The sequence below is a fragment of the Nitrospirillum guanabarense genome, from assembly GCF_034653355.1.
Taxonomy (GTDB): Bacteria; Pseudomonadota; Alphaproteobacteria; order Azospirillales; family Azospirillaceae; genus Nitrospirillum.
Genome location: NZ_JAYEER010000003.1, coordinates 1,552,266 through 1,564,207, shown reverse-complemented (window position 1 = coordinate 1,564,207; position 11,942 = coordinate 1,552,266). Strand labels below are relative to the sequence as shown.

Annotated in this window: 10 protein-coding genes and 1 pseudogene; 7 read left to right on the top strand and 4 right to left on the bottom strand. The window is 68.3% G+C overall.

Annotated features, from left to right (window positions below; all coding sequences use genetic code 11):
* The first annotated feature begins 51 nt into the window (after positions 1–51).
* On the top strand, positions 52–1,938 hold the full coding sequence (locus UAA55_RS16210) for an ABC-F family ATP-binding cassette domain-containing protein (protein WP_145610177.1): 1,887 nt from the start codon (positions 52–54) through the stop codon (positions 1,936–1,938).
* 271 nt (positions 1,939–2,209) lie between these two features.
* Positions 2,210–2,881 (top strand): class I SAM-dependent methyltransferase, encoded by a 672-nt coding sequence (locus UAA55_RS16205; protein WP_322954001.1) that lies wholly within the window; start codon positions 2,210–2,212, stop codon positions 2,879–2,881.
* Between the two features lie 11 nt (positions 2,882–2,892).
* On the opposite strand, the gene UAA55_RS16200 is transcribed toward UAA55_RS16205, so the two are convergent.
* A complete protein-coding gene (locus UAA55_RS16200; protein WP_322954474.1) occupies positions 2,893–3,948 on the bottom strand; it encodes an acyltransferase family protein in 1,056 nt (351 codons plus the stop codon).
* 225 nt (positions 3,949–4,173) lie between these two features.
* Complete coding sequence (gene gcvA / locus UAA55_RS16195) at positions 4,174–5,124, bottom strand: transcriptional regulator GcvA (RefSeq protein WP_322954000.1); 951 nt, start codon at positions 5,122–5,124, stop codon at positions 4,174–4,176.
* Positions 5,125–5,263: 139 nt separating this feature from the next.
* On the opposite strand from gcvA, the gene UAA55_RS16190 reads away from it, so the two are divergent.
* Together UAA55_RS16190 and UAA55_RS16185 are read left to right on the top strand one after the other, a co-directional pair.
* Positions 5,264–5,722, top strand: a complete 459-nt coding sequence (locus tag UAA55_RS16190) for a RidA family protein (RefSeq protein ID WP_322953998.1) — start codon at positions 5,264–5,266, stop codon at positions 5,720–5,722.
* Positions 5,723–5,727: 5 nt separating this feature from the next.
* Positions 5,728–6,945, top strand: coding sequence for an aminotransferase class V-fold PLP-dependent enzyme (locus tag UAA55_RS16185; RefSeq protein WP_322953996.1), 1,218 nt, complete (start codon positions 5,728–5,730; stop codon positions 6,943–6,945).
* On the opposite strand, the gene UAA55_RS16180 is transcribed toward UAA55_RS16185, so the two are convergent.
* The gene (locus UAA55_RS16180) at positions 6,942–7,718 is read right to left on the bottom strand and encodes an SDR family NAD(P)-dependent oxidoreductase (RefSeq protein WP_322953995.1); all 777 of its coding nucleotides are present in this window, start codon (positions 7,716–7,718) and stop codon (positions 6,942–6,944) included. The genes UAA55_RS16185 and UAA55_RS16180 overlap by 4 nt on opposite strands.
* Before the next feature lie 250 nt (positions 7,719–7,968).
* Between UAA55_RS16180 and UAA55_RS16175 the strand changes: the two genes are divergently transcribed.
* The 3 genes from UAA55_RS16175 to UAA55_RS16165 are packed head-to-tail and all read left to right on the top strand — an operon-like array spanning position 7,969 to position 10,455.
* Positions 7,969–8,838 (top strand): YicC/YloC family endoribonuclease, encoded by an 870-nt coding sequence (locus UAA55_RS16175; protein WP_322954473.1) that lies wholly within the window; start codon positions 7,969–7,971, stop codon positions 8,836–8,838.
* 26 nt (positions 8,839–8,864) lie between these two features.
* Positions 8,865–9,527 (top strand): guanylate kinase, encoded by a 663-nt coding sequence (gene gmk, locus UAA55_RS16170; RefSeq protein WP_088873152.1) that lies wholly within the window; start codon positions 8,865–8,867, stop codon positions 9,525–9,527.
* 4 nt (positions 9,528–9,531) lie between these two features.
* The gene (locus UAA55_RS16165; RefSeq protein ID WP_322953993.1) at positions 9,532–10,455 is read left to right on the top strand and encodes a hypothetical protein; all 924 of its coding nucleotides are present in this window, start codon (positions 9,532–9,534) and stop codon (positions 10,453–10,455) included.
* A gap of 39 nt (positions 10,456–10,494) precedes the next feature.
* On the opposite strand, the pseudogene UAA55_RS16160 reads toward UAA55_RS16165, so the two are convergent.
* Positions 10,495–11,924: pseudogene (locus tag UAA55_RS16160) on the bottom strand (GDL motif peptide-associated radical SAM/SPASM maturase).
* Between the last annotated feature and the right edge of the window lie 18 nt (positions 11,925–11,942).

Sequence of the window (11,942 nt, the reverse complement as noted above, 5' to 3'; positions counted from 1 at the left end):
CGGCTAAGCTGAGCAGTGCCTTCCGGCGCGCCTCATGCTAAGAGGGCCGCCATGCTGACCATCACCGACCTGACCTACCGCATCGCCGGCCGCACCCTTCTGGACCAGGCCTCCGTCGTCGTGCCCAAGGGCCACAAGGTGGCGCTGGTGGGGCGCAACGGCACGGGCAAGTCCACCCTGTTCAAGCTGATCGCGGGTGAGCTGCACCCCGACGGCGGGGAGATCACCCTGCCCGGCGGCGTGCGCATGGGCATGGTGCGGCAGGAGGTGCCGGCCGGCGCCACCAGCCTGCTGGACACGGTCATGGCGGCGGACACCGAACGCACCGCCCTGCTGGCGGAGGCCGAGACCGCCACCGATCCCACCCGCATCGCGGAGGTGCATACCCGCCTGGCCGACATCGGCGCCCATTCGGCGGAGGCGCGGGCGGCGCAGATCCTGTCCGGCCTGGGTTTCGACGCGGCGGCGCAGCAACGGCCGTGCGCCGACTTCTCCGGCGGATGGCGCATGCGCGTGGCGCTGGCCGGCGTGCTGTTCACCCAGCCCGACCTGCTGCTGCTGGACGAGCCGACCAACCATCTGGACCTGGAAGCCACGGTGTGGCTGGAGAGCTATCTCAAGAACTACCCCCACACCATCCTGCTGATCAGCCATGACCGGGAGCTGTTGAACAAGGTTCCCACCACGACCATCCATTTGGACCAGCAGAAGCTGACCGCCTACAGCGGCGGCTATGACCAGTTCGTCACCGTGCGCGCCGCCAAGCTGGAGAACCTGAAAGCGCAGTCGGCCAAGCAGGAAGCCCAGCGCAAACACATGCAGGACTTCGTGGACCGCTTCCGCGCCAAGGCCACCAAGGCCAAGCAGGCGCAAAGCCGCCTGAAGGCGCTGGAGAAGCTGGGCCCGGCCATCACCGTGCTGGAGGAACACCGCACCCGGTTCGACTTCCCCTCGCCCGAGGAGTTGTCGCCGCCGCTGATCAACATGGACGGCGCCGTCGTCGGCTACGGCGACAAGGCCATCCTGCGCAACCTGAACCTGCGCATCGATCCTGAGGACCGCATCGCGCTGCTGGGCGCCAACGGCAACGGCAAGTCCACGCTGGTGAAGATGCTGGCCGGGCGGCTGGCCCCGATGGGCGGCGAGGTCCGCCGATCCTCCAAGCTGAAGGTCGGCTACTTCGCCCAGCACCAGGCGGAAGAGCTGAACCTGGCCTGGACGCCGGTGCAGCAGACCCAAGCCGCCATGAAGGGCACCACCGAGCAGCAGGTGCGCAACCACCTGGGCCGCTTCGGCTTCCCCCAGGTGAAGGCCGACACCCTGATCCGCGACCTGTCGGGTGGGGAAAAGGCGCGGCTGCTGTTCGCGCTGATGAGCCGCGAGGCGCCGGGCATCCTGCTGCTGGACGAGCCGACCAACCACCTGGACATCGACAGCCGCGAGGCCCTGGTGGAGGCCATTAACGGCTATCAGGGTGCCGTCATCCTCATCAGCCACGACCCCCATCTGGTGGAGTTGACGGCCGACCGGCTGTGGCTGGTGGCCGACGGCACGTGCAAGCCCTATGACGGCGACCTGGACGAATACCGCGCCTGGCTGCTGGACCAGCGGCGCAGCGACAGCGCCTCACGCGACGTCACCCCCGCCGCCGGCCGCGACCGCAAGGAAGAGCGACGGGCCGCCGCCGAGCTGCGCCAGCAATTGGCCCCCCTGCGCCGCAAGGTGGAGGACGCGGAAAAGCGCATGGGCCAGCTGGGCACCAAGAAGGCCAAGCTGGATGAGAAGCTGGCCGACCCCGCCCTGTACCAGGGCCCGAAGGAGGCTGTGACCAAGCTGCAGATCGAGCTGGGCCAGGTGCAGAAGGACCTGGACGCCGCCGAAGAAGCCTGGCTGACCCTGTCGGAACAGCTGGAGGAAGCGATGGCGGCAGGGGCATGAGCCAACACACGACGCCGCCCAGCGCCCGTGCCCTGCGCCCCACCGCCGCACCCCGCCCCTAAAGTCTAATCCGGAATTGCGTAACGGAAACGGGGGTGTAACACACCCGTCATTGCAAATCGGGGCGGTGCGTGCCATCTCTGCCCCTATGTTCCGTGCACGCGACCGTTTCGGGGGCCTGGGCCCCCCGAGTACCGACCTGAACAGAGCCTTGACGCCCCGGTTTGGGCGCACCGCCGCTGGAATGCCGATGCTGAGGAACGCCTGAATCATGCCGACCGACCGCGCCGAGACGACCTTGAACGGCAAGAAGTTCGCCGCCCGGGGTTCCGCCAAGAGCTGCCATCCGCGCGGCCATTCCCCCCGGGCGCAGAGCCCGGCCAATGAGAATCCCGCCTGGCTGTTCTTCCGCCGCTGGGCCGCCAACCCCGTCTCCATCGCCTCCATCACCCCCTCGGCACCGTCGCTGGGTCGCCTGATGGCCCGCCACGTGCGGCGCGAGGCGGATGAGATCGTGGTGGAGTATGGTGGCGGCACGGGCGCCATCACCAAGGCCCTGCTGGACTCCGGCATCCCCGCCTCGCGCCTGTTCGTCATCGAGCGGGACAAGGAACTGCACGCCTACATGACGGCCAAGTTCCCCGGCGTCACCGTGCTGCTGGGCGATGTGAAGGACGTGCGCAGCCTGCTACCCCCGCAATGGGTGGGCAAGGTCGGAACCATCGTCTGCGGCATCCCCATGATCCTGATCCCGGCGGAAGCGCAGCGCCTTATCATGGATGAGGCCTATGCCGTCATGCCCAAGGGCCGGCAATTCCTGTCCTTCACCTATTCCCTGCGCTCCCCCCTGCGCCGCCAGGCCCTGCACCTGTCGGGCAAGCGCCTGGGCTGGGCTGTTTCCAACATTCCGCCGGCGGCGGTGTGGGGCTATACGCGGGACTGAGGCGCGACGCGTCAGAAGCTGGGGGGCTGCGGCGCCACCGCCTCCCCGGAAAGGGAATCGGTCGCTGGCCGCGCCCTCAATCCCCCCAGATACCGCCCAAGGGCACGCAACGCGCGCTGCATCGGCTGGTCGAACGTGACGCTGACCAGCAGGGAAGCGGCGTAGAGCAGTAAGAGGCCGGCGAGGAACAGCCCGCGCAGGGCCCACCCGCCCGCACTGAACGCCGGCAGGTTCAATTCCAGCGCCAGCAGCAGCGGCATGTGAAGAATATAGAGGGGATAGGACAAGGCACCCGCCCGATCGGCGAAACGGCCCAGCCGCAGCATGCCATGACCTTCCAGCGCCGCCAGGCCCAGCAGCGTGACGGCGAACAGGATGGACATCCGCATCATCATGGCCGGCGTCCCATAGTCCCTGCCCCAATCGATCTCCGGCAACGTCGCCAGGATGGTCACCACGCCCAGCGCCACCAGGGCCAGGCTGGACCGGTGACCCGGGCGGCGTTTGAGGAAGATCCAGCCGGCGGCCAGTCCCGCGATGAAATAAAAATTGAAGTAACTGAAAAGCCGCTCGCCCAAATAGGTTTCCACCACGTGATTGAGCCAGGTGGGATGCGGCAGGCGCAGCATGTCCAGCGCCGGCCACGGCACCCACCGCCAAAGGGTGGCGCCGATCCACAGGGCCAGGATGGGACGGCCGACGCGCGGCATCAGCGCCAAGCCAAAGAAGAAATAGAACACCAGCTCATGGCGCAACGACCAGGCGGCGGGAATGAAGTCCTTATCGTGCCAGGGCGAGAGCAGATACATCTGCGGCAGCGACGTCGGCGCCACGGTGCTGTGCAGATAATAAACCGGGATCAGTAAGGCCAACCAATAAGTGGGATAGATGCGGCACAGCCGCCGCCACCAGAAGCGCGGCACGGCGGCGACGTCGCCCCAATCCCCGTGATGGGCCGTCATCATGACAAAGCCGGACAGCACGAAGAAATAAGTCACGCCGAACGCCCCGGGGGGCCGCCATCCGCCCAAGAGCGGATCCGTGCCAGGGGCCGCCAACTTGTTCACCCACAGGAGGAGGTGAGTCAGGACGATGATGGTCGCGGCAAGGAAACGGCCAAGTTCCAGCGTACGCAGCTTGGCCGCGCCGACACCCACGCCCGCGTCACGATCCGGTCGAACACCTGCATGTGATGCCAAGGAGCCTGTTCCCCAACCCAACCCCAAGACGCCCAGGCAGTGGACAGAGCACCCCAAGATCGTCGCAGGACCGCTACGACTTATGTTTCCAGTCTAGAGACCGTTTCCCCCGACATCAAGCATGCCGCCAGAGGCGGCCGGGGCGGCATCGGCCACCGCCGCCACGACCCAGTCGATGAAGGCCGTCATGGCCGGCGTCGGCGCCCGCGCCGCCGCCCAGACCAGCCAGTGGGCCACCTGGGGCGTCTCCACGACCACCTCCGGGAACAGCGACACCAGCGTGCCGGCCCGCAAGCGATCCTGGACCAGCAGCGCCCGGCCCATGGCGACGCCCTGCCCTTCCACCGCCGCCTGCAGCACGATGTTGTAGTCGGTCAGCTGCACCGTGCGGGCCGCCTGCAACTCCACGCCCGCCGCCGCCGCCCAAGCCCGCCATTCCAGCGGTCGGATGGTGAACAGCAGCGGATGGGCGAGAAGGTCACCCGGCGTCCGGAGCGGCGGCCCGCGCCGCAGAAGGGCGGGTGCGGCCACGGGTGCCAGGCGGTCCATGTGCAGCAACCGGCCCGCCAAGCCGTCACCGGGTTCCGGCCCCGCCCCATAGCGGATGCCGATGTCGGCCTCGCCATTCGGCACGTCCACCTTGCGTAGCGTGGGGTCCAGGATCAGGTCGATGTCCGGATGGGCGGCGGCAAAGCGGTCCAGGCGCGGCACCAACCAATTGGCCGCGAAGGACGGGACCATGCTGACGCGCAACGCCTGGCGCGTGGCGTGGGCCCGCACGTCGCGCGTGGCCTCCGCGATCAGGCCGAAGGCTTGGCGCACCGCCGCCAGGTACCGGGCGCCCGCCTCCGTCAAGGTCACGCCCCGGGCGTGGCGGAGGAACAGGGGCACGCCCAGGCTGTCCTCCAGCTGGCGGATGTGGTGGCTGACGGCGCTCTGGGTGATCAGCAGTTCCTCCCCCGCCTGGCGAAAGCTGAGCAGCCGGCCGGCCGCCTCGAAGGCGCGCAGGGCCGGCAGGGGCGGCAGGATGGGGGACAGACGCATGGGCCACACTGTAGCCCGCGACCGACCCATGAGCCAGATTGATCGCTCCCCCGTACACCTTTGAATTGGCGGCGAGCGTTGGCGGCGGGCATCCTGACGCCACATTACTGAATTCCGCAGTCAAGGAAATGCCGCCGCCATGCCCATCTCAATCGCCGGAAAGGTCCAGTCCCTGGGCCTGACCCTGCCGCAGCCCTCCAGCCCCGCCGCCAACTATGTCTCCACCACCCGGGTGGGCCCCTTGCTGTTCGTGGCGGGGCAGATCGACCCGGCGGGCGTCCAGGGCCGGCTGGGGGACCAGGTCGCGGTGGAGGATGGCGTGCGCGCGGCCCAGGCCGCGGCTCTGAACGTCATCGCCCACGTCGCCAAGGCGGCGGGCGATGATCTGGCCAAGGTGCGCCAAGTGGCCAAGCTGACGGTCTTCGTCGCCAGCGCGCCGGACTTCACCCAGCAGCCGCTGGTGGCCAACGGCGCGTCGGACCTGATGGTGGCGGTGTTCGGCGAGGCCGGACGCCACGCCCGATCCGCCGTCGGCGCCGCCGCCCTGCCGCGCGGCGCGGCGGTGGAGGTCGAGGCCATCATCGAATTGGCGGAGTGATCCCCATGCCCCTCCTGACCGACGCCCTGATCGAAGCGCTACGCGCCGATACGCCCGGTTGCGCTGGTTCCCGCGTGCACTTCAACCACGCCGGCGCCAGCCTGCCCTCGCGCCAGACCCTGGCGGCCATCACCGCCCACCTGGAACTGGAGGCCCGCGTTGGCCCCATGGAGGCGGCGGTCATGGCGGCAGACGGCGTGGCCCGGACGCGCGCGGCGGCGGCCACCCTGCTGAACGCCGCGCCGGAGGAGATCGCCTTCGCCACCGGCGGCTCCGCCGCGTGGGGCACGGCCATCGCCAGCCTGCCGCCCCTGCACAGCGGAGACCGCGTTCTGGTGGGTCGCCAGGAATGGGGCGGCAACCTGACCACCCTGCGCGACAAGGCCGCCCGCGCCGGCGCCGGGGTGGAGGTGATTCCCAGCCTGGAGGACGGCCGGGTGGACGCCGACGCCCTGGCCGGCCTGATCGACGACCGCGTGCGCCTGGTCAGCCTGACCTGGGGGGCTGCCAACGGCGGCCTGGTCAATGACGCGGCGGCGGTGGGCCGGGTGACCCGCGCCGCCGGCATTCCCTATGTTATCGACGCCGCCCAGGTGGTGGGGCAAATCCCCGTCGACGTACGAGCGCTGGGCTGCGACATGCTGAAGGCGCCGGGACGCAAGCACCTGCGCGGGCCCCGTGGCACCGCCCTGCTGTATGTCCGCCGCGACTTCCTGGACAAGGTCACGCCCGCCTGGCTGGACGTGCAGTCCTCGCCCTGGGCCACGCACTTGGGGGCAGACCATGGCCCGGTGTCGCCCCGCGACGACGCCCGCCGCCTGGAAGCGTCGGAGGCCTCGGTGGCCCTGCTGCTGGGCCTGGGCAACGCTTTGGAGCAAGCGCTGGCACTAGGCATCGACCACATCCGCGCCCGCATCCATCACCTGGCCCAGGGCCTGCGCGCCCGCCTGGACGCCATCCCCGGCGTCACCGTGCGCGACATCGGCGATCCCGAAACCCGCAGTGGCCTGGTGTCCTTCACGGTGGAGGGCCTGGCGGGCTCGGCGGTGCGCGCCCGGCTGATGGACCAGGGCCTGACCCTGGGCGCCAACGGCGTGCCCTACACACCGCTGGACATGACGACGCGCAGCCTGACGGAAATCGCCCGCGCGTCCCTGAGCTATCTGACGACGGAGGCAGAGTTGGACAGGTTGGCCGACGCCGTCGCCGGCCTGGCGCCCTAAACCTTGCGCGGGGCCTGGGCCAGCAGGGCGTCGGTCAGGCCGGGGGGCAGGACGCCCAGCAGCCAGGACACGGCATAGGTGGGCCAGGGGAAGGCGATGCGCGCCCGGTTGGCGGCCAGCCCCCCCACCACGATGCGCGCAGCCTTGTCCGCGTCCATCAGGAAGGGCATGGGGAAGCTGTTCACCGCCGTCATGCGGCTGCGCACGAAGCCGGGGCAGATGACGTTGACCTGCACCCCCTTGCCCATCAGCTCGCCCCGCAAGCCCTCGCCGTATGACCGCACCGCCGCCTTGGAAGCACAGTAGGCGGGCGCCCCCGGCATGCCGCGGAAGGCGGCCAGCGAGGACATCAGCGCCAGCTGTCCCCGCTTGCGCGCCACCATGCGCGGGATCAGGGGGTGGATGGTGTTCAGCACGCCCTCGATGTTCACGGCCAGGATGCGACGCGCCTGCTCCTCCGTCTCGCCCGAGGTGGCGGCATCCCCGCCGCCCGTGCCGCCCGAGATGCCGGCGTTGGCGATGGCGAGGTCGATGGGCACGCCGTTGTCGGCGGCGATGATCCAGTCGGCCAGGGCCTGGCGGTCGAGCACGTCCAGCGTGGCCGCCGTCACCCGGGCGCCCTTGGCGCGCGCGGCGTCGGCCACCGCGTCCAGCCGCGCCGAATCACGGCCGGTCAGCCACAGCTGACGCCCACGTACCGCATAGGCCAAGGCCAGGGCCTCGCCAATGCCGCTGGACGCGCCGGTGATCAGAATGCTGTTCGGCGACTGCACCGCCCGTCCCCCTCTATTGTCCCCGTGGTTAAGCCCGCATCATCAATGGGGCCACGCACTTACCGCAACCGGCCCACCCCCGGGCCTTGCTTGTTTGTCGCCGCCGCCACGGGCTATAACCCTAGCCTCAAGACGATGCAGCATGTCTCGCCGCCGGTCCAGCCGGCAGCGCGGCGGAGATTGCGTCCCTGTCGCCTTCCTCCTTCCCTTGGGGACCCGCCCTTTGAGCAAGACTTCCCCCCTCGCCAGCATGACCGGCTTCGCCCGCGCGGAAGGTGCCGCCGGCGGCGCCTCGTGGATCGTCGAGGTGAAGAGCGTCAATGGCCGCGCGCTGGACCTGCGCACCCGCCAGCCCTCCGGCTTCGACGCCATCGAGGCCCTGGCCCGCGCGGAGGTGAACCGCCTGATCCGCCGCGGCAACGTCACCCTGAACCTGACCGTCAACCGCACCGCCACCACGGCCCCGCTGCGGCTGAACCGAGAGTTGCTGGCCCAGGTGCTGGAATTGGCGCGGGAGATCGAGGGCGCCGGCGCGGCGCCGCCCCGCCTCGACGCCCTGCTGTCCGTGCGCGGCGTCATCGACACGGGCGAGGAGACGGAACAGCCGGAGGAGCGGGCGGAACTGGAGGCTGCCATCGGTAAGACCGTGACCCAGGCCATCCTGGCCCTGGCCAGCGCCCGCGCCGCCGAGGGCGCGCGCCTGCACGCGGTGCTGACCGGCCACCTGGATGAGATCGCGTCGCTGACCGAGGCCGCCGCCAGCACCGCCGCGCTGCAGCCCGCGACACTCCGGGACAAGCTGAAGACCCAGGTGCAGGCCCTGCTGGAGGCCGTGCCAGCCCTGCCGGAGGAGCGCCTGGCCCAGGAGGCGGCGCTGCTGATCGCCAAGGCCGATGTGCGGGAAGAACTGGACCGCCTGCGCGCCCACATCGCCCAGGCCCGCGACATGCTGGCCGAGGGCGCCGCCGTGGGCCGGCGCCTGGACTTCCTGTGCCAGGAATTCAACCGTGAGGCCAACACCCTCTGTTCCAAGTCCGCCGACGTGGAACTGACCCGCATCGGCCTGTCGCTGAAGGCCACGATCGAGCAGTTCCGCGAACAGGTCCAGAATATCGAATGAGCACGCCCCCCCTAGTGAGTACGCCCATGACCGCCGACACCCCGTCCCCCGCCCTGCCCCCCTACATGCACCGCCGCGGCCTGATGCTGGTGCTGTCCTCGCCGTCCGGCGCGGGCAAGACCACCATCGCCCGCCGCCTGCTGGAGCAGGATGATGAACTGACCATGTCGGTTTCCGCCACCACCCGCGCCAAGCGGCCGGGCGAGGTTGCCGGCGTGGACTATCACTTCACCAGCCTCACCGAATTCGACCTGATGGTGAACCAGGGCAAGCTGCTGGAATACGCCAAGGTCTTCGACAACTACTACGGCACCCCGCGCGAGCCGGTGGAACAGGCGCTGGCGGGCGGCCGCGACGTGCTGTTCGACATCGACTGGCAGGGCACGCAACAGCTGAAGGAAAAGGCCCGCGACGACCTGGTCAGCATCTTCATCCTGCCCCCGTCGGCCCGCGAACTGGAACGCCGCCTGACCAGCCGCGCCCAGGACAGCCAGGCCGAAATCGCCAAGCGCATGAGCAAGGCGTCCAACGAGATGAGCCACTGGGCCGAGTACGACTACGTCATCATCAACAACGACGTGGACAGCTCCGTCGCCAAGGCCCACGCCATCCTGACCGCCGAACGCCTGGTGCGCCGCCGCCAGGTGGGCCTGTCGGAGTTCGTGAAGGGCCTGCAGGCGGGGGTGTGAGGCGATGCGCCGCTACCTTTTGCCCTTGCTGGCGGTGGCGCTCCTTGCACTGATGGCAAGTACTTCATCCTGGGCCAGGGTGGCGGAAGACAAGCCTCTTCCCCCAGCCCAGGATAAGGGTATCTGGCTGCTGACCAAGCTTCGGGAGATCGCCGATTCAGGTCAACCGCTCGAGAAAAATTATCTCGAGAAGGCTCTGAATATCCATCTAGCCGGCGAGGTGTCTTACCTAGACAGCTCCGGTTGCAAATTTTCCCATGAGAGCGCCGGTGGGCAAAATTCACGCCTGAAGGCAGAGGGCGGCTGGTATGCCGCGACGCCGGAAGGCGTACAAAGGATGGAAATTCCAGGCTATGCCATCAATCAAGCGGGACACGTTGAAGGACAACCCACCATCTATTATTCTTCATCCACTTACAAGAATTGCACCGGATGGGAAGACGTTCTCTTCAAATCTGAAACGACATTGAAGTTCGGCGCCTTTCCGTCGTTCGCATGCGTGACCCCCGAGGCCATGAGCAAGGCCTTGCCAGAATTCAAGTTCACGCAAGCGACGGACGGTGTCGCGTTCTTTTCGTATCGGGGCGGAGAGAAAGTGGGCCAAGGAACGTCGATTACGGTAACGTACCGCATGGGCGCCAAATGCATGCAGGGCATCAAGATAACCCAATCTACTGAGTCCGGATCGACTTATGCCAAGGCCTATTCCACCTTTTGGCCCTGCAGTAGAAAGTTTTTTGATATTTATTGGACAACGATCCTCAAGAGACCCTTGCCACAATATACAGAACTTCAGAAAACCGCACCAGGAATGTATGATATCTTATTGGACTCGGAGAAAGAGAAAGAGGCGTTTCGCGAATACGCGGTAAAGCAATGCGGTTCCTTCGAGTCGATATTTCAGAAATATGCGAAAGATAAACAATAGCGTCGTTTGACGACGCCGTTCCCGGACAGTCATCCATCCCTACTCCGCCGCACCGGCCGCCCGCGCGCCCGCCAGGAAGCGTTTGGCCTGCTCTATCAGGGCGCGGCGGCGGGCGGTGTCCTCCGCGTGGCGGGCGGCCTCAGCGGCCACGTCGGACCCGCAGTGGGGACAAGCCTCCTCATGCGGCCAGATGTACTGGTCACAGCCCCGGCAGACGTCCAGCTTCGGCGGGGTGGTGCCGCCGCCGGCCGCGCGTTCGCGGGGGTGGATGTGCACCTGGGCCGGGTCGCGCGCCGGCAGGGGGCGCGCGTCCGTCACGCCAGGGATGGCCTCGGTGATCAAGGCGAATTCGCCGATGGCGAAGCTCTCCGGCGGCGCCTCCTTGACCTTCACCACCCGCTCGCGCAGGCCGTGCTTGGCCAGATCCAGCACCCGGTGGTGGCAGTAGGGGTTGTTGCCCCGGCGGCCCAGCAGCGATTCGGATGTCCAGGTGCAGCCGGCGCGGCAGGCGTCAGCATAATAACAGGTGCGGCAATAGCCCCACATCTCCTCCACCGAGCGCAGGCGGCCGAAGCTGATGCGCTCCGTATGGCGCCAGATATCCTCCACCGTCATGTCGCGCACATGACCGGCGGAATAGAGCGAGGTGGCCAGCGAGGGGCAGCCCTTGATGGTGCCGTCGGCCTCGATGCCGATGGTGGTCTGGCCGGCGGCGCAGCCGGTCCAGTGCATGGTCTCGTCACCATAGCCGCGCCACATGCGCTCATAGGGGCCGAAATAGCCGATGTTGTTGCCCACGATCATCAGCAGCCCGCGCTCCACCCCCTCCTGGTACAGGCGGGCCAGCAGCGGCATGACGTCAATCAACTGATAGGGCTGCAACAGCAGGTCGGGGTTGTCGACGGCGTTGCCCATGGCCACGGTCAGCTGGATCTGCCAATGGGTGGCACCCGCTTCGATGATGCGGTCCATCAGGTCCGGCAGATGGGCCGGCGTCTCCGGCCCGATCTGGGTGTTGACCGACACGTCCAGGCCCCGCGCCTTGGCCCGGCGCAGCGCGCTGATGGCCTGGTCGTAGGAGCCAGGGACGCCGCGCACCCGGTCGTGCAACTCCGGCAGGCCGTCGATGGACACGCCCAACCCCTGCAGGCCGGCCGCTACCGCCTGGTCCAGGCGGGCGTCGGTCAGGTTACGGGCGCCGGTCTGGATGGCGGTGCGCATGCCGTGCTCGCGGCAGCGGCGAACGATGTCGATCCAGTCGCGGCGCAGATAGGCCTCCCCCCGATCAGGGTCATCTCGCGCGTGCCGAGGGCCGCCAGCTGGTCAACCAGGTCCAGCGCCTCCGCCGTGGTCAGCTCATCGGCACGGGGCCGGCCGGCGCGGGAGCCGCAGTGCTGGCACTTCAGATTGCAGGCCAGCGTGATCTCCCACACCACATGCACCGGCACCAGGTTGTGGTGGTCCTCCATCCGGCGGAAACGGACGGG